6 protein-coding genes are annotated in these 22,964 nt (G+C 59.1%); 3 read left to right on the forward strand and 3 right to left on the reverse strand.

Features of this window, described 5'->3' with window-relative positions:
- Positions 1 to 28: 28 nt before the first annotated feature.
- The 3 genes from JH25_RS18445 to JH25_RS18435 form a co-directional block, all read right to left on the reverse strand.
- On the reverse strand, positions 29 to 5,203 hold the full coding sequence (locus JH25_RS18445) for a dermonecrotic toxin domain-containing protein (protein ID WP_032877575.1): 5,175 nt from the start codon (positions 5,201 to 5,203) through the stop codon (positions 29 to 31).
- 85 nt (positions 5,204 to 5,288) lie between these two features.
- The gene (locus JH25_RS18440; RefSeq protein WP_032877577.1) at positions 5,289 to 7,313 is read right to left on the reverse strand and encodes a M3 family metallopeptidase; all 2,025 of its coding nucleotides are present in this window, start codon (positions 7,311 to 7,313) and stop codon (positions 5,289 to 5,291) included.
- Between the two features lie 258 nt (positions 7,314 to 7,571).
- The gene (locus JH25_RS18435) at positions 7,572 to 8,993 is read right to left on the reverse strand and encodes an amino acid permease (protein WP_032877579.1); all 1,422 of its coding nucleotides are present in this window, start codon (positions 8,991 to 8,993) and stop codon (positions 7,572 to 7,574) included.
- A gap of 451 nt (positions 8,994 to 9,444) precedes the next feature.
- On the opposite strand from JH25_RS18435, the gene JH25_RS0127010 reads away from it, so the two are divergent.
- The 3 genes from JH25_RS0127010 to JH25_RS18425 all read left to right on the forward strand — a co-directional run bounded on the left by JH25_RS0127010 (position 9,445) and on the right by JH25_RS18425 (position 22,816).
- Positions 9,445 to 14,481, forward strand: a complete 5,037-nt coding sequence (locus JH25_RS0127010; RefSeq protein ID WP_050549342.1) for a hypothetical protein — start codon at positions 9,445 to 9,447, stop codon at positions 14,479 to 14,481.
- Positions 14,482 to 14,561: 80 nt separating this feature from the next.
- On the forward strand, positions 14,562 to 17,654 hold the full coding sequence (locus JH25_RS18430; RefSeq protein WP_032877581.1) for a transglycosylase domain-containing protein: 3,093 nt from the start codon (positions 14,562 to 14,564) through the stop codon (positions 17,652 to 17,654).
- 83 nt (positions 17,655 to 17,737) lie between these two features.
- A complete protein-coding gene (locus JH25_RS18425; RefSeq protein WP_032877583.1) occupies positions 17,738 to 22,816 on the forward strand; it encodes a dermonecrotic toxin domain-containing protein in 5,079 nt (1,692 codons plus the stop codon).
- The last annotated feature ends 148 nt before the right edge of the window (positions 22,817 to 22,964 follow it).

A 22,964-nucleotide genomic window follows, 5' to 3' on the forward strand; every position in this document is an offset into this window, starting at 1 on the left:
CGGCCCGGGCGATGATCTGACGTTGTAGTCATAAGCCAACAGGTTTCTCTTTTCGACGCCCCAATTGTGCAATCAGGTAGGCGACGGAGTCGGCGTTGTTAAGCACCGTAAGGATGCGTTTAAGCGGATCGGTACGGAAAACTCGCCGGGCATCGACGAGGGTCTGGGTGCCTGTGACGCTGAGCAGCCTGTCGAGCACATGCTGTGTTGACGTGCCCTGGGCAGGGTCTGATTTGAGGCCGGTTGCAACATCGACAACCTGGAACAACTCATGGGTCGGAGTATTGAGCGACAGTCTTGAAATATGGCGCTTTTCCAGGGCTGCTTTTGTGTTACTGCCCTCAGGGGTTTGCGGATCAATCAGGTCATCAAACGGATGGCCTGAATGCACGTAAGCCAAGTCCAACGTCGCACAGACATGATGAGTGACTTCGTGAATGAGGGTGGTCGCACGGGCGTGGGCGCTGACATAGAACGGCTTGGTCAACAAATGACTGTATTTCAGACCCGGGTTGAAAAACGTCTCGGTCAAGTACACCAGTTGAAGGGGGTCGGGGACAATCGTAAAGGCCATCAACGTGTGTCCACCCTGAGGAGCCGGCAACCGCGATCGGCCAATGACAAATCGCGTTGAGTCCGAGGAGGTCAGTGAGGGCTCCATCAACGCAGTGCAGACCGTATCGACGATCTCCTGAATTTTTTCAAGGTGTTCGACCTCGAGCGTCTGCAAGCCGAAAAACGTTTTGATCTGTTTGACCAGCTCAGGGGCAGCAAGGGGAGTTTGTGTGATCAGGCGCAAATTTTCCTGGGCGTTCTTTGCATAAAACGTCGCCAAGGCAAGTGCATCGATGATAAGCCAGGATTCCCGAGCGTAAAGCGCTCGTATCTCGCGCATCCCGCTGGCCAATACATTCATACTCGAGCGCGCAAATGGCTCGGAGTAGAAGCGATTAAGCAATCGCGCAATTGTCCGTCGCCCCGTCAGCACTGGGCCAGCGCTACTGAGCATCCACTGTTGTCGAGGGTTGCGCTGTACCTCAGGACCGACTTCGCCATCACCGATGATGCGCCAACCCTGGCCATGCTTGATGACTTCGAACACCTTCCCTGCCACCGCCGCGTAGTAATGGTTGGAGGTCGATCGATAAAGGTTGAGTGAGGTGTCTTTGATCAGGCTGGCCAAGCTCGGCTCAAGGACTTCGAAACGCTGGAGCCGGGTGCGGGAAGCAGCGGTAATGTCCAGCGCGGGCCAGGACACCACAGAGGTCGCAGGTGTGGAAGGCGGCGGGATCGGCTCGGGTGCCGGGGGCATGCCGCCCTCTGATACGGGAGGCATGGAATCGCTCAAATCGGCCAGCGCGGCGACACCACCGATGAAATGACCCAGTGCCTCATGCCATTGGTGGCTTTGCAGCTCCTCGGCAGAAGCCTTGAACAGTTTATAGCTCTGCCAGACCACCAGGGGGTAGGCCAGTTTGCCGGCAAAAAATACAGTGGCCGCCTGCACGCCCTCAGAGAACACGGCCTTGGCCGTATCCCAGGCATTTCCTGCATCAGCGGCTTTTTGGCAGCCCAGCAGCGTTGTCAGCAGCTCGACATTGTCGGTGAACAGCTGTTTGAACAGCGGCGTGTTGATGGGGTTGCTTGCCAGCTGCAGGGTGGTGCTGGCCAGGGGTTGCTCCAGTGCGGTTGTCAGTGCCGCTTGGTCAACAGCCGGGACCCCCAGCCGAACCCATCGCTGTAAGGCGCCGGCGGCTGTCAACTCAGCACGGAGTGCGGCCTCAACGGTATATTCCTTGAGGGTGTAGCCTGGACTATAGGGGGCATAAAGGATTTGAGGCCCCTCGTCACCGGAGGCGGAGCCGATCAAATAAGCCCCGGGAATCTTGATGGTTTTCTTCCCGTCATCCACCAGCAGTTCCAGAGGGCGGATCATGGCGTTGGCATTCACTACTGTCGCACGGGCGATCGCATCGGGCATATCCATGATCTGTTGAATGAGCCCGAAGGCCGTTGGTGAAAGCTGGTCTTGCAACCTCATGCCGTGAGCGTATTGCATCAATTGCCACGGCAGTTGCTTGGCGAATCGCGTATAGCGTTGCTCGAAGCCCGGGCTGGCAGGGCCCAGGAAGGACTTGATGTATGTTTGGTAAGCCACGTTGATGTTCAACGCCTGTATCCGCGTTTTCAGCGTCTGCGCATCCAGGGTGGATGGCAACGGCGTTGTACCGGTGCTGGCGAAGAGGGGCACCTCATCCTTCCAGTACGACTGATGACTCAAGGCATAGTCCAGCAGCGACTGGTTGCGGGCAGGTGTACTGCCCTGCGCCGGTAGCCCGACTTCGACTTCATCAGGTGTGACGCTGTCCTGAACGTCAAGGTCCTTGAGTAACGTGCTGAGTTTCTTGAGCGTGAACTGAGCCAGTGAGTCGACCCCGTGCAGGTAATCCTGATGGTCGGTGACGTTGTTTCGATACTGCTCCAGCAATTCGACGTACAGCTGTTGATCCACAGCATGGGCTTTGCCCAACCATTGCAAACCCTGTTGCTGGATCATGGCCTGGACCATGTCCTTGGCACGCTGCACGTTGGTGGGCGCCAGGCTTTGTGTGGCTTGAACCTGCCAGAGCTTACGCAACTGATCGACCGATAGCTGCATGGACAGGATTTGCGCCAGTTCACGGTCTTTTTGTTGAGCGTAGGTTCGTTGCAAGTGCTCAACGAGGTTGTCTTCGATCAGTTCAAGGGAACTGAATGCATAGCTCGGTTGTGCCTCCCAGTCCGGTGGCGCCAGGTTCGCCAGGAAAGCCTGTCGCTCGTTCGGGATTGCCAGGCGTCGATCCATCTCTGCTTTGAAGTCATTCAATGAGCAGAAGCTTTCCAGGCCCAACGCGGGCGTCCACAGCAGCGTGCGGCCCGAATATCGAAGATCAAGCCCGCCGCGCTCGGTCAGCACGAAACAGTTATTGAGTACCAGCGGGGTATTCTGCCCAGTCGGTACGACCTGCAAAGAAAACGCATCAGGGCGGAACCCATTGACGCCAGGGCGTAAGTCTCTGGCGTAAATACCTAACACGGTCAAAAGCACTTCGTAGTCGAGGGGCAATAAAGCGTTGTTCCAAAGCCTGACTTGCACTTCCCCTGTCAAGCCCATCTCCATTGCCTTTCTCAGCAAGGGCTGCATGTTGGGGGACACGCTGTGGGTTCTACGCAGGTACTGTTTAAACCCACCGACTGCACTGTTGATCAGCGTATTGAACGTAGCGGCGTCCATACCTGAGACCTTGGTGGCGGGTTTGCCAGGAGGGGTTGAATAGACGTGAGTGTTAAGCGGATCGATGAGTGGACCCACTTCGCCACATAAGCGCGCCAGAAAATAGTCGACCATACTGCTCGATGAGAGCAGTTGAGGTTTGTCAGTGCCATTTGAAGGGTTGCTGTATTGGCGTACCGAGAGGCACGCGGCCTGCAACTCTTGCTGCTTGATAGCGTACAGTTTGGTATTGAGATAGGTGATAACGGAACGCTCCAGCGAGGGGCGAAACGATAGGTGTTGTTCGATTTCGGCAGTAACGTTTTCGAGTAAATGCACCGTTGTGCGCATTGCAGCAAGCGTTGGTGGAATCCTGGGTTCAGTCACCGTCGCCGTCCAGGTCTCTGTCAACTGGGTACTCCAACGCCCCATGGGTTCGAAGGTCAGTAATGTTGGATCAATCATTCCACGTACATCCAGCACATGATCAACCAGGGCATCGAGGTCCATCGTGCCCTGGCTCAGGCGATACTGATCGAGGGCGTATTCAAGGTTGCGACCTTGTTTTTCAATGATGCCCTCCATGATGCGTTGGAAAATAACCCCGGTGATGGGGCCTTTGGTGACTTCGCAGGCCAGCAGGTCGACTTCGTTATAGCGTTCCGGCCTGGACAGATGCTTTCTCCAGGCATCGGCATGCTGCCGGGGGTTGAGACTATCGAGAAGGTGGGTTTTCAGGGCGCTCAGATCGGTAAACGATCGCAGGCCCTGGAGGGGGGTATAGAGCAGCCAGGGCGAGCCATCGTCGCTTTTGTTACTGCTGATGATAAGTGTGCCTGCCAGCTCGGCGGGGGTCTGTTCGGGCTCACTCAGCAGTGCCTTTTCAACATCGATCGCAGGAGCAAGCGTTGTCGCAGGCAGCGCAGCCTTGAGCGGCAAGGCCTGTAGTTGCAGACGCTGCTCAACCGTAATCGTAGTTTGCTGTTGTTGCTCCAGCACCACCGTGAAAAAGGCATTGGCCATGGCGTTGGTAAAAAGTTGTAGCCGTGAGAACCCAGCGGCGGCCGGCAGCGTCCAAAATGTCTTGGGCTGTTGCTTCATATATGCTTTCAAGCCCTGGGCCAATCCCTGGACTGATACGTCCCAACGCAACTGATCATCAGCTTCCTGAGTAGGCTGCTGGGGGTTGTGGTAGCGCCGGGTTTCACCCACAGGCCAGCCATTGGCGACAAAATACCTGAGGACAGTTTCGCTCAAGGAGCGGGTGGTCGTGTGTCGGGACGTTGGCGAATCAGAATTGCCTGATTCGCTGGATGCGTCGATGACATAACTCTGCACTTGGATTTGGCGCTGATCGCCCCCCGTAAAAGACTGCGCCAACTTAGAGGAAATGTATTCATCCAGCAGAGAAGTGAAACTGGGCAGCTTGAGCAGCTCCTCGCGCATCAAACGAGCATTTTCGAGCAGGTTATTGGAGAGGGTCGCATGTTGTGCTTCGAAGACAGCGCCAGCCACGGTATGTTCGGTAATCGTCAGGGTTGCAGTAGGCGTCAGGGTGACTTGCTGGGAGATGGAAAGGTAATCAAGCAACGCTTGGCGCTGCGACGAGTCTTTGAGCCACGACTTCAGTTGCGTCTTGAGGATTTCATGGCTTTCCAGCTTTTCCAGACCACGAGCGGGTGTATAGAGAACAACCCCGCCTTCTGGGGCGGGGCTCATGACGAATGCACCCGCCAATTCAATAGCCGGTTGACCAAGCACATTCAGTTGCAGGGTTTGGACGTGCATCGGCGCTTTGTGCGCCCGCCGCAAAGCATCGGTGGCCAGATAGACCGAGTCGAACCAGTCAAGGTCCTTGAGGGTAAAGTTGCGTGAGCGTTGGCGCTCGCTTAGCTGCGTGCGATCTGTTTGGGTTTCGCTGAAAAAATACGATGGGGTGTCAGTGCTCATCGAGTGCTCTCCGTGCCGGATTGGCTGCTGAAGATCACTCTGGCGTTTCAAGTTTCAGCCGAGGGGCTACATATGCACCAGCGCTTCATGCCCCGGTGGAATGCCCGACACATCCCACGCCGTCCCCCCGAAAAAGCGCAAGTGCGCTCGACAGCGTACCGGTATCGCCCTCAGTAATGAACGCGTCTCGGAAGGCTTTCCCGGTCTCCGGGTTGAACAGGCCATCACGCTCAAACTGTTCAAAAGCCTGGCGGGCCAAGACACCAAACCACTTGTAGGAATACATCTTGGCCCCATAGCTACCCATCGGTTGTTCGAAACTGTTGATCGGGCGGGTGCCATCAGGCCACTGCAAATGCCCGATTTCACTGTTGGCATGGGTGAAAACCTCATGAGGTGTACGCCCGTCGCCGTAGGTACGGTGCAGCTCAAAGTCGACGAGACCCGTGAGCAAAATACTGGCGGTTTCCTGACTGGTCTGGGTGTGAGCAAATCGGCTCATTTGAGTGGCCATATCGTCAGGCAAGGGATCTCCTGTCTGGAAATGGCCGGATAGCCAGACCAGGAACGACGCAGTAAAGCAGAATTGCTCCAGCACCTGGCCGAAAAACTCCGTCGTATCATGGCCTAATTGGCCCATACCGGAAATCGCCCGGTAGGGGGCGGCGGTCAACAGGTGCTGCAGGCAGTGGCCGAATTCATGCAATAAGACCCTCAATTGCAAGTGATCCAGCAAGCAAGGCTGGGTCGCTGTCGGTCGCGGCAACTGGCTGCGCAGCACGGCTATAGGCCGTTGTGGACGCCCCTCGGCGGTCATCCGGTGATTGCGCAAACCTGAGGCGGCGCCAATCTCGCCGCCCGCCATGCGGCGATAAGGGTCAATGAACAAATACCCAATGGGCTCGGCGTACTCCCTGAGTTCGAATACCCGCACATCCGGGTGCCAGGTATCGACGGTGGTTTGTTCAATCAGCTCAACGCCGAACAGCGTTTTGGTGAACGCGCACAAGCGTTGCAGCACCGTTTCCAGTGGGAAGTATTTGCGCACGGCGTCTTGGGAGACACCCGCCACGTCCTGGCGAATCTTTTCCGCATAATAGTTGTAATCCCAGGGTTCGAGCGCATCGATTCCACGTTGCGCGGCATAGCGTTGCAGTTGTTGTGCCTCATGGGCAAATGTCGTGCGTGCCCGATCAATCTGCTGATAAAGAAATGCAGTGACCTCATCGGTCGTCTGCGCCATTTGCTCCACCAACGCCAGTTCGGCAAAGTTGTCATAGCCGAGCAATTGTGCTTTCTGGTGACGGCTGTCGAGCAACACTGTCAGAACCGGTTCATTGTCGGTGGCAATGTCGTCGCGACCGGTGCTCACGGCACGGCTGTAGTAAGCCACCATCATTTCCTGGCGCAAGGCTCGATGGTCGGCGTAGCTCATCACCTCCTGAAAGGACTGCTCGGAAAGGGTTAATAACCAGCCATCCAGGCCTGCGTCCCGAGCCGCAGCCTCCATGCGTGCCAGGGTCGCGCCAGGCAACCCACTGAGCATCGCCTTATCTTGAATGTGCTTACGCCATGCGTCGCCGGAGTCTTTCACACGCCGCAGGAACTCTTGGCTGAACTCCTCGATTTGCAGGTTCAACGTTTTGAGCCGTCGTTGATTCTCAGGCGAAAGATCAAGACCCGCCAACTGGTACTTGCGCAGTATTTTATGCAATGCACTGTGGCGCTGTTGATTGAAAAGGGCTGCGGGCGGGCTATCGGCAAGTTGTCGGTGAAGCTGGTACAGATCATTGTTCGCGGCCAGCTCGGCGCAGTACTGCCTTGCAAGCTCATAACTGCGATGTGATGCCAGCTTCCATGTCGGCTCCTGGGGAACGGAGTCAAGCAACTCAATGATTTTGAGCAAGCCGTCCAGGCGTGCCTCCAGCTCTTCCACTGCTTGCACCAGGTCGTCCCACGTGGGGAATAACGACTGGCTGGCAATGATCGTGGCGGTGGTGTTGCGGCTATCAGCGATGATTTGCTCAATGGCGGGAACCAAGTGTTCTGCTCTGATGGCAGAGAACGGTGGCAAGTCGTAGGGCAGTAGCAGAGGGTTTCTTTCAGGCATGAAGTCACTCTTCAAAGGTTGCTGTCGAAGCAGCCAGCCTAGGGAATGAATTATCGTTGGAGGGGTAGATAGATAAGGGCAAAGCGATAACGCGCGTAACCGGATGCCCCGCGTTATACACAGCCACAGTGCTCGCGATATCAGGCCCCAGGGGCGGCAAGCACCTCACCGCAAATAGAGGATCGTGCAGAGAATACGGCGGTCAAAAGCCCCACCCCGCGGTAGAGCGGGGTGGGGCTTTTTGTCACAAGACACACATCAGGACGCGGAACGCACCGTCCCTTGAGCGACGGTCTTTGGCTGCAACCTGAACACGTAGAACAGCACGGTCAACACCACCAGGAACACCGGGCCCACATACAGTGCCACACGGGTATCGGGGAAGTACGCCATCAGCCCCACCACCATCACCAGGAACGCCAGCGCCAGGTAGGAACTGACCGGGTACAACCACATGCGGTACTTGAGGCTAGCCGCCTCGGCCGGGCTCAGACTTTTGCGGAACTTGAGCTGGGCCAGCAGGATCATCAGCCAGGTCCAGATCGCGCCGAACGTGGCAATGGAAGTGACCCACACAAAGACTTTTTCCGGGACCATGTAATTGAGCAGCACACCCAGCAACAGTACGAAGATCGACAACAGCAACGCCTTGCGCGGTACGCCGTTGCTCGACGTGGTGCCGAAGGTGGCAGGTGCCTGGCCGTTCTGCGCCAGGCTGTAGAGCATACGCCCGGTGCTGAAGATGCCGCCGTTGCAGGACGACAGCGCGGCGGTGATCACCACGAAGTTGATGATGCCCGCAGCGGTCTTGATACCCAGACGCTCGAAGGTCATCACGAATGGGCTGCCCTGGGTGCCGATTTCATTCCATGGGTAGATCGACAGGATCACAAACAACGCCCCCACGTAGAACAGCAGGATGCGCCAGAACACCGAGCCGATGGCACTGGGAATGGTCTTCTGCGGGTTCTTCGCTTCACCAGCGGTCAGGCCGATCATCTCCACGCCCAGGTAGGCGAACATCACCATCTGCAAGGACATCAACACTCCCGTGATGCCATTGGGCATAAAGCCGCCGTGGGCCCACAGGTTGGAAATGCCCAGCGCCACGCCGTCATTGCCAAAACCAAACGCGATGATGCCGACGCCGCCGATGACCATGGCAATGATGGTGACGATCTTGATCAGCGCGAACCAGAACTCGAACTCACCGAACGCCTTGACCGCGATCAGGTTGATCGTGCCCATGCTGATCAACGCCGCCAGGGCCCAGATCCAGCGTGGGGTGTCGGGAAACCAGACGCCCATGTACACGGCCACGGCGGTGATTTCCGCCACGCAGGTCACCAGCCACAGGAACCAATAGTTCCAGCCGGTGAGAAAGCCCGCCAAGGGGCCGAGATAGTCTTGGGCGTAACGACTGAACGAGCCGGCGACAGGGTTGTGCACCGCCATTTCGCCGAGGGCACGCATGATCACCAGGATCGCCAGGCCGCCAATGATGTACGAGAGCATGATCGCCGGGCCGGCCATTTCAATGGCCTTGGCCGAACCAAGGAACAGGCCGACACCGATACAGGCGCCAAGGGCCATCAGGCGAATATGCCGTTCACCGAGTTCGCGTTTGAGCGGGCCGCCTTGAGCGGTCTCGCCATGGGGCAGTGGGTTGCCGACTGGCATAAAGGTACAACCTCATTTTGTTATTGGATTGTCCGTCGAGTTTGCGGGGTGCAGGCCGGTAAGCCTGTGCCCTTGTCGAAACCGGGGCCGCCTCATGGACGGACCCTTCTTGCCGGGCAAGATCAGCGGGCCGTGCAGTATAAAAACCTCGACACAGGGCCTTTCACTATAAAACACGCCAATTTCAGCGGTACCTCGCGGGAAAAAGCCGGTTTATGGAGGGGCATTAGCTGATCCCGCGTGAAAGGCCACGGGGCGAAACGGCGGCGAGTATTGCACAGCCAGGGTGCATCGTCATGCCCCTACCATCGCCCAATGGTCACTGCGAGGGGCTCTATCTCAAGGCTTTCACGCCATAGCGATACAAACCATGGAAAAAGGCGAAAGGTCCCGGTGAAGACTGCGCCCGCAACCGGCACGCTCTGTCATTACCTTCAACGAGACTTCATGGATGACTGAATTGACCACCCGGCATGAGCAGCCGACTCCATCCCAGCGTCAGGACGGCGATCGGCAAATGCTGGACACCCTAATTGCACACCTCAAGACCGAACCCTACGCTGCCGCAGACTCACTCCCGGTGCCGACCCACTGCGCACTCGGCTGCTGGCTTGTGCTCTATCGCCAAGCCCTCGGCCACCCCTCTTTCGTGGCCTGGGCCGGGCAGCGGCGTTTCAACCCGATGGAAGTGAACGTGCGCAACGGCACTCTGTATGCCAACGGTGCCACCTTCACCTATGAGGACGCCAGCGGCTGGCAGCAGCTCGCGCCGCCCATTCGGGCCATCGCCCTGATCATCGACCCGGATGCCATCGGCCTGGCCTACCCTGCCGCAAACCTGTCACTGAGCGCCCGTCAGGTGCTGCGGTTCCACGGCTACCCCCAACCGACTACGCTTGCCCAACGCGGCGTGCTGATTGACGCACTGGGTAGGACCGAACCTGCGCTCGCGGACGCGTTCGAGCGACTGAATCAGGATCTGCACGCGGCAGCCAATGCACTGCATGCACAGATCATCGAAGACGACCTGAACGAACACACATTCAACCTGTTGAGTGTGTACCGCTGCCGTTTCCCGCTGGCTGGCGGCTCGTTCTGGGCCGTGACCATGCAGACCGCCGCAACGTTACTCGGGGAGATCACTGAGCATCCGCAGTTTCTCGCCTTGACTCGCCCCGATGCACTGACCCAAGGCCTGTACGAATTTGACCACCAGCAACACTCGATCAGAGGCGCCGGCCCCTGGGGTCAACGGGTAGACATCAGCCATGAACAACTGTCGCAGCTGCCGCTGGGCGATCGCCTTGAACGCTTGCAAGCCTGCGCTGCGGCCATGAACCTGTTCGTCCATCAGGACGGCCAATTCAGCCTCGCCCAGTTGCTCAGCTTGCACGACCTGCCGTTGCCGGATAATCGCGAGGCGGCCTGGGAGCTGATGGAACAACTGCAGCGCAGCGAACCGGTGCCGGTGCCGCCCGTGAGTGATCTGGCGCATTCCGACGTCGCCTTGCGCCAATATCGACAACGCCTCGAAACCACCCGGCTCGCTAGCCCCCAGCAGGGCAATTACTGGGAAGCCCTGGGTATGCCACTACCGGGTGCGCTGACCCTTTCAACCGAACAACGCGCCAAGGTGATCCATATCAGCGCCACGTTTGTCCCACAACCCAGCTCCGGTTTGTTCAACCTGCTGGCCGCCGGTCTGCCGCCCGGGCCACCGGATGAACAACTGCAACAACTGCTTGCCGCTCCCCGTGCGCAGAAGCTGGCCGACTCATTGCTCGGCGCCGTGGGCTGGTTTGGACACGCCCCCGGTGAAACGACCAACAACGCCAGTCGAGACGCATTGGTCCTTGCCGCGCTGATCCTCAGTCTCGACCCGCAGGCCGCACAAGCGCGATACACCCTTGCCGGTCTGAACCTGAACCACAGCGATTACCATGGGCATCGTTATGCAGACCTGCGCCGCTCACTTGAGCTGCACCTGATTGCGGCCGGTGTTGCTACTCCTCAAACCACAGGGTTGGCCGCACACCTGTTGCTGGCGGGTGTCGCACCGGAGTTTTTGGTGCAAGGCATCCCTGATTCGCTGTACTTCATGACTTCCCACGCCTGGATGCTGTTCAAACAAGGCGTGATGCTGGCAGAAGAGCTCGCCTGCGGGTCAACACGACAGCTGGCGTTCAGCGACATCATCGTGCTTGCCATCCAGGAGCCGGCGACGGACCAGGAACGCTTGTGGCGCGAGCATTACGCCACCGCCACTCTGATCGACTGGGCAATCGTCCACGGCGAACTGCGACCTGCACAGACCTATCGAACCGATGAACTCGACGCCATCAAAGAGCGCCTGAAGGCCCGTATAAAGACTTTGCACGACGCAGCCGAAACCTTGCGCAGCAGGCTCATCACGCGCCGCAGCCTGGCCTTGAGGGACCTTAAACGCGTCTTCCCCAACCACCGCTGGCTGAAGAAAAAATGCCTGCAAGAAGGACAAGGCCCCTTTCGGCTCCCCTCCTACAGACCGACCACGGGCGTAAAGCTTCAGTCGTTGGCGGATCTGCATATGGGCGGCCACCTGCAACCCATTGACGATAAATGGCGCTCAACCGACCCCGAACTCGACCTCGCCCTGCTGAAAAAAAACTTTGGCCAGTTGCGCGATGTCAACGCGCTGTTCAGCGAGGCCGCTGGTGCTTACACGCAAAGACTCAAGGAGGCGTTTATCCGAGCGATCAGTTACCTGCTGTCGCAGTTACCACTGGCCGACCGCAAGCGCTTGCACGAGGGGGCGGTACAACTGCTCGTGGTGAGGCAAGCAGCCAGCAAGCCGCAGATCGAGGAAGGGCCCGGAGAGAAAATGGCCCGTACCGGCCGGTTCGGCTTCATCCTGCGTAGTACGGCAGTCAACACCGTCCATGACTACGAACTGTTTCCCCTGCTCAATCAAGTGCAACAAAACACCCGCCTTCCCGCCATCCTGGAACTGGGAGGCCGCCCGCTCAAAGTCACCACCGGTTCCCCCCACAGCACACGACCGATCGCGTATTTGCATGAGGGCAGTCGCCTGGCCATTGATGAGGATGCCTACTTCAAAGGCACCCCACCCACATCTGGAAGGTATTGCACCGTTATCGTGGATCAACTCTGGCATTTCGAGGGGCTCCCGGCCATTGCTAGTCCGCTGGTGTTCGACTCGCCAAGAAACCTCACATTGGCGAGCACCATCGTCAATCACCACTTTTTCATCGATATCGATACCTGGGTGGCCCAGGCCAAAGGCTTGACCACCCTTGAAGAGCGAAAAAAAAACAGCGAGCAGTTGTTAGAGGCGCTGCTGGGCTTCATACCCTTCTGGACCTGCGGCCATGACCTCGCCTCCGGGGAAATCAAACGCGTGCTCGATGGCACACTGGGCTGTTTCTTCGACATGCTTGGCCTGATCATGCCGACCAAAGGCTTCATTACCAGCGGCTGGGGCCGCCTGATCAAGCCCGCACCGGCCTACTTGAAACTGCTGCAACTGACCAGACTCAGCGCCACCTTTATCAATGAGTTGCTCAACCCACTGGAGGCGGTGCCATCGTTGGTGCGCCTGACGGCCTATGGCCTGGCCAGGTTAAACCACTCAGGCCAGCGGGCACTGGCGGGCGCACTGCGTCATGCCCAGCAACGTCTGGCCCATGGGACGCCGATGGATTACGCCCGGCTGATCAACCGCGCCGACGTCAGGCCTGGCGTTCTGATGCACCCTGAGGGGCTGACGCCTCTGTTGGCGATCAGGCGCGCCAACGCCTGGCATGCCTTTGACCCCTTCAGTGCAAGGCCGTACGGTCCCGCGCTGGAAGGTTTGCAACTGGACACCACGATGGCCGTCACACCGGTCAGCTTCGCCGACGGCTACAAGGTGCTCGTTGTAGAGCCCTTTTTTGACACGGCGCCCTTGCTCATTCAACGCGTCGACGCGACCGACTTGTTGGACCAAGGCCGCGTCTGGCGTTTGTCCCATAAACACCCCAGCCAGCTGGACGAACTCACCTCAGCGGCCCATGCCAAGCTCACCGACCACTTCGACTCGGTCTGCCCCGTCGGCAGAGCAAAGCGCAGCCCGGGGGTGCCCCTCATCTGTTTCACCAAAAGGCTGTACGCCTTTAAGGATTCGATTCATAAACGTCGAGTCCAGGCGCTCGACCATATTCGCATCCAGCCGGCGCCGATGATCGGCGGCAACAAACGCCAGTTGGTTTATTACCGAAACGTGCATGATGTCACCCCGGACTTCGACGGCTTCGAGCTGACCCCTCACCCCCAACCTTCAGCGTTGATCTACCAACAGCAGGTCAGCGGCAGGCGCATTGACAGCGAGCCGCAGTTCGGCTTGCCCGAAGACGACCTGGACAACCTGCTCACCCGTAAAACCCAAGTCGTTGAAATCGATGGGCTGGTGAACCTCATCAATGACCGCAGAACCCTTCGGGCGCTGGAGATCACCCTACCCAACACGACAACACCTTACTGGGTGGCCGAGCCCGATGTGGGTGTTTTTTACCGGACAAACGCAACGCCCAGCGGCGCCGACACCTTGCAATTCCAGCAATTGGATTTCAGCCAAGGCGGCGACGATACAGCGCTGATCAGGGCCTACTGCGACACCAAAATGCAGTTCTTGCAAGCCGGCGGGATGATTCCCGACCAACCGCTGGTCACACTGCCGACCCTCGAAATCCTGTACCGACAGTTGAGCAAGCGCGGGTTTTTGCCGAAAAAAATCGAAAATATCCGCAAAAAGGCCAGCACCCTGAGGGTCATCAAGCAGCGGGAACTGCTGCTTAACGCCTCGGACGAGGGAAGGCGCCTGGATATCAATGTGGTCTCGCGGCCGGTGCAACTGGACATCTGGCCACCCAGCTCCGCCACGGGTAGCCCGCTCAACAAATACCTCGCAGAGCAAGCCAACGTCAGCACCCAGGCAGTGGTGGATAGAACCGGCCTGAGATCAAACAACGTCGTCGGGGCGACCCCGGCTGAAATCCTGCGACTGCAAGAAGCTGAACCCGTTGTGATGTGGGAATACAGCAAGATCGGCCACCCGAACTACACCGAGGTCATTCTCAAGACCGGTGCGGGCAATTGTGACCAGATGGCCCATGTGGCATGTGAAATGATCCGAACCAATGGTGGCGTCGCTCACGTGTGGTACTGCCGGGGTCATACCTTTGTGGTGGTCGGTACGGTCCCTGCGGGCTTGACCCAGACCCTGGATTTCCAGGGCGCCGACTGGGCGAACCTGTCTATCTGCGACCCCTGGGCATCCATTACGTGTCCGGCGCAGGACTATATACGGCAACTGAAGATAAAAATGACCGTCTGGTACCTGGAGGACAAGATGGTGTTTTTCCATGATGGCGTGAGCCGTCGCTGGGCACCGGCCAATGACCCGACCTGGCTGAACATACTGGAGACCAGCATTAAATATCCGATGCCATGAACACATTTTTTCCCCAACCGGCTACCCGCGACTAAGCTTCAGGCAAGTCCGATCAATCTGCGTGCAGGGGTCAATCGACTATGGGCGCACTGTGGCAAACCGAATCAAGCAAGGCTGCGAAACTACAAGGCAGTCCGGACCCAGCGCCTTTACCTAAAAATAAACCCCAGCCCCGTTATGTACGGCGGCTGTTCTGGTTGATCGTGCTGATGGCGCTGGTGGCCTTGGGGTTTGCCGCCACCAAAGAGATGCGCACGTCACGCCTGCAGGCCCAGGAACTCAGCCGCCTGGCCCGTACCCTCACCTACCAGGTACAACCCGGCCCCAGCGATGCCATCGCCTATCCCGGTGCCGGCCCTTTCGACCGGCGCCTGGGTTACAGCGACCTCGGCACCTTCCTGCCGCGCTTGCTCAAACGCGGCTATGTAATCGAGGCCCAGGCACGCTTTTCGCCGCAATTGATGGACTACAGCACCAAGGGCCTGTTCGTGCCCTACACGGAAAAGATCCAGGCCGGGCTGTCCATCACCGATTGCCGAGCCGTGCCGCTCTACCAGTACAAGTACCCGCAACAGTTGTATGAGAGCTTCGACGCCATTCCGCCTCTGGTGATCAGCAGCCTGCTGTTCATTGAAAACCGCGACTTGCTCGACCCCAGTCAACCCCAGGCGAACCCTGCCGTTGACTGGCCGCGCTTTGCCAACGCCGCGTGGTCGCAAGTGGCAAAGGCGCTGCATCTGCCGGGACAGAGTGCCGGCGGCAGCACCTTGGCCACGCAGCTGGAAAAATACCGCCACTCTCCGGATGGCCTGACCGTGTCGGGCACCGAGAAATTGCGACAGATGTTTTCTGCCGCCGTGCGGGCCTATCGCAATGGGCCACAAACCTTACCAGCGCGGCAGAATATCCTGCGTGACTACCTCAACAGCGTGCCGCTGTCGGCAGTGCCCGGCCATGGAGAAGTGCACGGCTTGGCCGAGGGGCTGCGAGTGTGGTACGGCGCCGACTTCAACCAGGTCAACCAGGCGCTGGTCGGCCCGGTGAATAGCGAGCAAGGTCTGGCCCTGCGTCAGGTGTTGTCGTTGATCATTGCCCAGCGCCGCCCTTCTCACTACCTGGCCAAAGGTCGTGAAGAGCTGGCCCAACTCACCGATAGCCATCTGCGGCTGCTGGCCCACAACGGTGTGATTGCCCCTGCGCTGTTGCAGGCAGCACTGACGTCCAAGGTCAGTTATCGCGACTGGGTGCAACAACCTACAATGCAACCCATCGAGACGACCAAAGGCATCAGCATGGCCCGCGCCCGCCTCGCCGCCCTGCTCGACCGCCCCCTGTACGATCTGGACCGCCTCGATCTCTCGGCCACCAGCACTCTGCAAGCGCCGTTGCAGGCCCAGGTCAGCGATTACCTCAAACGCCTCGCCGAGCCGGACTACGCACGCCAGGTCGGCCTGCTCGGCGATCGCCTGCTGACCCCAACCAGTACCGCGCAAGTACGTTACAGCTTCACCCTGTTCGAGCTGACACCGGACGGCTCACGGGTACGTGTACAAACCGACAATACCGACCAGCCCTTCGATATCAACGAAGGCAGCAAACTCGAGCTAGGCTCGACGGCCAAGCTGCGAGTGCTGACCACCTACCTGCAAATCATCACCGAGCTGCACGACAAGTACGCCACCCAAACGAGCGCCGCACTGAAGAAAGTCGACATCGCCGAACAGGACCGCATCAGCCGCTGGGCCGTCGACTATCTGATCCAGACACCGGATAAATCCTTGGCCAACATGCTCGACGCCGCCCTCGACCGCACTTACTCGGCCAGCCCCAACGAAGGTTTTTTCACCGGCGGCGGTATGCATCGCTTCCACAATTTTCGCAACGAAGACAACGGCCGCAGCCCGACCCTGCGCGACGCCCTGCGCGAGTCGATCAACCTGCCGTTCATTCGCCTGATGCGTGACCTGGTGCGTTTCAGCACCTATGCGGGCGCCAACAACAGCGCCGAGTTGCTCAAGGACGACAGTGACCCGCGCCGCCAGGAATATCTTGCCGACTTCGCCGACCGCGAGGGCACGACGTTCCTGCGCAAGTTCTGGAAGAAATACCAGAAGAAAGACACCCAGGACCGCCTCGACACCTTTCTCGACGGCCTGCGCCCCACGCCGATCCGCCTGGCCGCCGTGCACCGTTACTTGTTGCCCAACGCCAGCCAGGGCAGCTTCGACCTGTTCGTGCGTGCGCACCTGAACGGCATCAAAACCAATGAGAAACTCACCGATGAGCGCCTGCAAAATCTCTACAAAGCTTACGGCCCCGGCAACTATGACCTGCCCGACCAGGGCTATATCGCCAAGGTGCACCCTCTGGACCTGTGGCTGATGGGCTACCTGCTCAATCATCCCGAGGCAACCTTCAGTGAGGTGGTCAAAGCCAGCCAGTTCGAGCGCCAGGAGGTCTACAGCTGGCTGTTCAAGAGCCGTCATCAGAGCGCCCGCGACAGTCGTATCCGGACCATGCTCGAGGTCGAAGCCTTCCTCGATATTCATCAGCGCTGGCAGGCGGTGGGCTATCCGTTCGACCATCTGGTGCCCTCCCTGGCCACGGCCATCGGCAGCTCCGGCGATCGCCCGGCGGCGCTCGCGGAATTGATGGGGATCATCCTCAACGATGGCGTGCGTGCGCGGGTGGTGCGTATCGACAGCCTGCACTTTGCCGCTGATACACCGTATGAAACCCAAGTGATCAACGACCCCGCCGAAGGCAAACGGGTGATGCCGCTCGAAGTGGCGCGAGCACTGCGCGGGGCCTTGTCCCAAGTGGTGGATGCCGGTACGGCCAAACGCGTGGCTGGCAGTTTCAAGCTGGACGACGGCACACCGCTGGCCATGGGCGGCAAGACCGGCACCGGTGACAACCGTATCGAAGCCATCGGCGCCGGCGGCCGGGTACTCAGTTCCAAGGCGATCAACCGCACTGCCACCTTTGTGTTCTATATCGGTGACCGGCACTTCGGCACGCTCACTGCCTTCGTCCCAGGCAGTTCGGCCCAAACCTTCAAGTTCACCTCGGCGCTGCCCGTGCAGGTGCTCAAAGGCATGGCGCCAATTCTGCTGCCGTACCTAAACCCAGGCAGCCACACGCTGTGCCAGCCCGTGGTCAGTACGCACTGATAGGCAACGATAGACAATTACTGCCAGGACAGCCCCGGCGCAGGCCAGTCTGAGGGCCCGATTGACTACACCCAAAAACCACCATGACCGCGACTGCTTCCTCTGCCCCCGAAGATAAAGGCCAACACTACTCACTCATCCGAGACGCGCTCCCCAACTGGGTCAAAACGCTGTCGACGTCACGCGCCAGCGCCTTGAAGTCCAGCCGCAAAACTATTGCGCCCTGGTATAAAAGTGCCTCGCCCCACCAGCATCAATTATTGAAAACCGCGATTGCCGAACATTGGCAAACCCAAACCCTTGTCGACCAGAAACTCGCCGCGGTCACCGACCTCAAAGGCTTTGCCGAGCCGTTGTTGAAAGCCGCGCTGAAACAGCAATACAACCTCGACGTCGATGTCCGCAGCACTTGCCTGCGGCTCTATGCCCCAGCCAACCAGGCATGGTGGGTCGGGGATTTTAGCGGTGGTGTGCAAAGCCGCACGGTGTCGCTGCTGGACGCGGCACTGCACAACTTTGCCGACAGCGAGGCGTTTACCGCCGATTCGCAATTCATCACCCAGCCCGACGCCCGGGGCCATTTCGATGTCATCCCTCTGAAAGCCCGGCTGTCGATCCAGCAGTTCAAAACGCTGGTTCGCGGCCTGGACATCGGCGCCCAGTACCAACAGCACCTTGAGAACTATCTCGGCCGCACCGCCCCGGTGGTCGAAGGCGTGCTGCGAGCCCGGGTGATGCTCAATCAGCAGGCCGCCCTCAAGGTGGCTGCGCGCATGGCATTAATCAGGGGCGATATCCAGGCGTTGGATCATGCGTTGATCACAGGCTTGGTCAGGGGCCAGCAAAACCTCACGCTCGACGGCAAGGCCGCGCACTGTCATGACCTGAGCCTGATGGATGCCACCTTGACCGGCGTGGTACTGATTGCCGCCGACCTGGAAGTCAGTCGCCAGGCATCGCCCGTGATCGCCTATATCCCGAATGACCCGCAGCACCCACTCAAACGCTATGCCTCGACGGTGGAGTTCATGCAGGCACTGACCGGGCAACTGCGGCAAACCGACTACCAGCAATTCTTCAGCCGGTTTGTCGAGCATCAGTACCAGGGGCATTTTTTCAACCAGTTGGGCACGCGTTTGAGCCAGGTGAAATGGCATCAACACGCGCCCGGCGATCCACAGCCGACCTGGCGTGAAACACTCCGCGACAACCCCAACCTGCAGTTCAGCGTGACGCGTGTACGCACGCCACTGTGGGAGCACCTGTATCAGCAAAGTCTCAATAAAATCCTCAACGATGCCCGTGAACTGGCGATCGCAACCGCCTACGCCGACCGCATGGCACGTTGGGCCTGGTGGGACAATCTAGAAAAAGTCCTCTCGGACATTCTCAACGCGGCGCTATTAGTGGTGACCCCCTTCGTTCCGTTTTTGGGCGAATTGATGCTGGCCTATACCGCTTACCAACTCGCCGACGAGGTGTTCGAAGGATTGTTGGATTGGGCCGAAGGCCAGGGCATAGAGGCAATTGAACATGTGGCAGGGGTGACGGAGAACGTGGTGCAACTGATCGCGTTCGGCGCCGCCGGGCAACTGGCCCATCTTAAGCTGTCCCCCTTTGTCGAGGGTTTGAAGCCTGTGATGCTGGCTGACGGCAAAACCCGTTTATGGAATGCGGACTTGAGCCCCTATGAACAAGAAGCCGTAACCCTGGCCCCCGGTTCGAAACCCGATGCCCATGGGTTTCACTCGCACGCAGGCAAAAAAATCCTGCGCCTGGAGAACAAGCACTACGAGGTCAGCCAGGAACCCGACACCGGCCGGCACCGGATCATCCACCCACAACGCCCGCACGCCTATCGTCCCGAGGTGGTGCTTAACGGTCAGGGGGCCGTGGTGCTGGAGGGCGAAGAACCCAGGGCCTGGGACGACTCACAACTGCTCCAGCGCCTGAGCCCCACCACCGCCACCTGGCCACCTGCACGCCTGCAACAGTTATACGATATCAGTGGCACCGAACCCGGCGCGTTGAGGCATATGTACGCCGAAAACCAGGCCCCGCCGCCGCTATTGACCGATACCCTGAATCGCTTGGAACTGCGGCAGCAGATCGACGCTCTCAGCGAACCCTCCGCCGACAACGGTGAAGCCGCCTATTGGTCCGCCGACATGGTAACGCGAATGCCTGGCTGGCCGGCCGATAAAGCCGTCGCGGTGTTCGAAGCCGCCGACCTGAGCGGCGAGCCGATGCACCATGGCGCAATGCAGGCAACTCAGGAATCGACGCTGGCCATCAGCCGTGAAGCGTTATTGGCAGGCCGGCTAATCCCACGAGTCGTAGACTTTCTGGACACAACCGAGCTTACCGCTCTACTCGACAAGCCCTTGCCCGCCGACAATGACGCGCGGGTGCAAACCCTGCGTGAACAGCTGAGCCGTTACATAACCACACGCAAGGAGGACATCTTCGAGCACCTGTACGGTTTCAAACGCCAGTCAAAAAGCGCCCACGGGTTACTGCTGCAACGCCAGTTCCCCGAGCTGCCCGACACCCTGGCCCAAGTGATACTGAACCAGGCCCGCCCGGCGGAAGTGCAGTTGATGAATGACGAGAAGCGTTTGCCGCTACGGCTCAAGCATCAGGCCCGGGAATTACAGTTCGAAGCGCGAACCACCCACGCCTACGAAGGTTTCTACCCGGGCAACGCGCCCACACCCGATACCGAACGGCTGCTGCTCAACGCGCTGAGAATCCACAGTGACGCGTTCGCCAACCTGCGCCTGAGCATCCGCGAGCAAGTGCCGAACGGGCAACTGCGTTGCCATGTCGGTCCGGACGAGGCAGCGACCGAGACGCTGCTGGTACGCACAGCACCAGGGCGATATGCAGTTCACAAAGCCGGCGTCGAGAATACCTGGGACCTGTATGAAGCCGTGCTGCAAGCCGTCCCCGCTGGCACCCTGGGTTTTGCGCCGGGTGATGGCGAGGCGTTGCGCCAGTGGCTCACACGCACCTTGCAACCACCCGCCGAACGCCGCACCGTGTTGGCCGAACCGCCGGTCTTCACAGTCGCCCCCCTGGAGACCCAACATCTGCTGCAAAAGCCAATGTTCAGCGCCCTGCGCCGTAGGCTGGGGCGCGCCAGCGTAGACGAGCGCCTCAAGTCGCTTTATCCGACGCTTTGCGAAGAAGATGTAGCGGCCTACGCCCTGTCGCTGGACTCGGCCGAGGGACAGCGTCTACTCACGGAGCTTGAAACCCAGAAAAAAGACCTGCTCCGCGCCCTCAAAAATTGGCAGGACCTACCGGCTGCCGGCACCCAAAGACGTCGCGCAACACTCCCGGAGCAGTTGTTCAGGAAGCGAGTGACTGCGCTCATACAAAGCAGTTGGGAGCAATCGTCCAAGGGCTACGAAACGGATTTCGGCGAGCGTCGAGTGGGTAGCGAACTGGACCTGCGTGGAGAAACCATCTACGGGTTTTTGCAAAACTTCCCTCGATTGGACACCGCGTTGAACCACATCACCAACCTCAACCTGGCAGGCACCGACTTCACTGACGCCGACAGCCCGTTCCTGCACAACTTCCCTAACCTGCGTATGCTGGATATCACCGGCAAGCACCTGAAGACTTTTCCATCGGCCCTCAGCGGTATGCGTCGACTCACCCATCTGGGCCTGTCCGAAAACCCGATTCGCTGGCGTGCGCAGAACCTGGAACACCTCAGGCAATTGCACCACCTGAGGGTATTGATCCTCTCGCACAATGAACACCTGGTCACACCGGCGGACATTAGCCGCATGCCGGAGCTGCGCATACTGGCGCTCAACAACACACAAATCCGCGATTGGCCCATAGGGCTGTTCGAGCTGCCGCGCTCGCCCGACTTCAACCTGAATTTGTTGAATACGCCGATCACCCAAGTACCGATCGTCGAACCCGGCTCGGTGCAAGCCGAACTGGTGACACGCGCACGCCTGGACAACAACAAGCTGGAGCGCGACGCCGAGGATCGACTGGTCAGTTACCGGCGCGCCGCGGGTCTGGATCCTTATCGCACCTATCCCCCCCGAGGCGAGCTGGACAGTCAATTCTGGCTCGAACACCTGACACCCGAAATACGCCAGGGATGGCAGGAAATCTGGGACGATCTCGAACGGGAACATGGCTCACAGGGTTTTTTTGAAGTCATCAGAAGCCAGCGACAACCCACCCCCGACATCGTCCACGACCCGGCCGACCTGCTGCGCTACAACCAGAACCTCAGACAATTGCGCACCAATGTCTTGCGTCTGCTAAGGGCCGCCGACAGCGACGAACAAACCCGCACGGCGCTGTTCAACCTGAGCGCCATGCCGACCCACTGCGCCGATGCGGGCGCCCAGCTGTTCAACGCCATGGGTATCGAAGCCATGAAGCTGGAGGCATGGCGCGAGCCTACCCCTCAAGCCCGGACCGATGCGCTGGTACGGCTGGCCAAGCAAAAGGCCCGGCTGGACAAGGTCAACCAGATCGCCAGGAAAGACATCCAGACTCGCCTCAACACCCCCACACTCAATGAGGATGGCAGCGAAGGCCCCTCTTTGCGGCTGACCACCGATGTCGTCGACGGTGTTCCGGGCACTCTGGATGAAGTCGAAGTGTACAGCGCCTACCAGACCGGACTGAAGGAACGCCTGGATCTGCCTTGGTTGGCGGACCACATGCTGTACCGCGATGCCGGCAATGTCGCAGACTGGCAGCTGGCCAATGCTTACGACAAGGTCATCGAGGAGGAGCAAGGCGACGGGCTGGTTAACCAGATGCTTGAGCAGTATTTCTGGAGCGACTACTTGCTCAATACCCGTCCCGAGGCGTTCCGACAGATCAAATGCCAGCATGAACAGGCCAGCGAAAGCATCGACGACTTGCGCCTGGCTCAAAACGCTTGGGCCGCCCATGAACAACTGCCACCGGAGCGCAAGAGTTCGACCACCAGTACCCAACTCCGGCAGCGTCTGCTCGACCTGGCAGACGCGCTGAATGTCCCCCATGAGCAAGTCCTGACCGGCGAGCCTATGACGGAAGAACGGTACTTGAGCCTGTTTTTCAAGAGTTTCTACGACGAACAGGAACTGGGCCGCCGCTTGACCCGCGAGGCCATGGTTGCCGCCGGTTTTTAACCCTCACTCCCATTGCACAATGGCTCATCCTTCAGCATGAGCGTTGAGGGGCATATCGGTCCTCCATCGCAACCCGGCACCACCGACCTCAGACGGTGCGTCAGCAGCAAGGACGATGTAGTGGTTATGTAGGCCTGCCCTCCTCGTG

The sequence above is a fragment of the Pseudomonas sp. BRG-100 genome (genome assembly GCF_000737955.1).
Taxonomy (GTDB): domain Bacteria; phylum Pseudomonadota; class Gammaproteobacteria; order Pseudomonadales; family Pseudomonadaceae; genus Aquipseudomonas; species Aquipseudomonas synxantha_A.

Bases quoted from the DNA above. Each gene is read 5' to 3' on its own strand.
- JH25_RS18445 (WP_032877575.1), bottom strand. From the start codon at position 5,203: ATGAGCACTGACACCCCATCGTATTTTTTCAGCGAAACCCAAACAGAT.
- JH25_RS18440 (WP_032877577.1), bottom strand. From the start codon at position 7,313: ATGCCTGAAAGAAACCCTCTGCTACTGCCCTACGACTTGCCACCGTTC.
- JH25_RS18435 (WP_032877579.1), bottom strand. From the start codon at position 8,993: ATGCCAGTCGGCAACCCACTGCCCCATGGCGAGACCGCTCAAGGCGGC.
- JH25_RS0127010 (WP_050549342.1), top strand. From the start codon at position 9,445: ATGACTGAATTGACCACCCGGCATGAGCAGCCGACTCCATCCCAGCGT.
- JH25_RS18430 (WP_032877581.1), top strand. From the start codon at position 14,562: ATGGGCGCACTGTGGCAAACCGAATCAAGCAAGGCTGCGAAACTACAA.
- JH25_RS18425 (WP_032877583.1), top strand. From the start codon at position 17,738: ATGACCGCGACTGCTTCCTCTGCCCCCGAAGATAAAGGCCAACACTAC.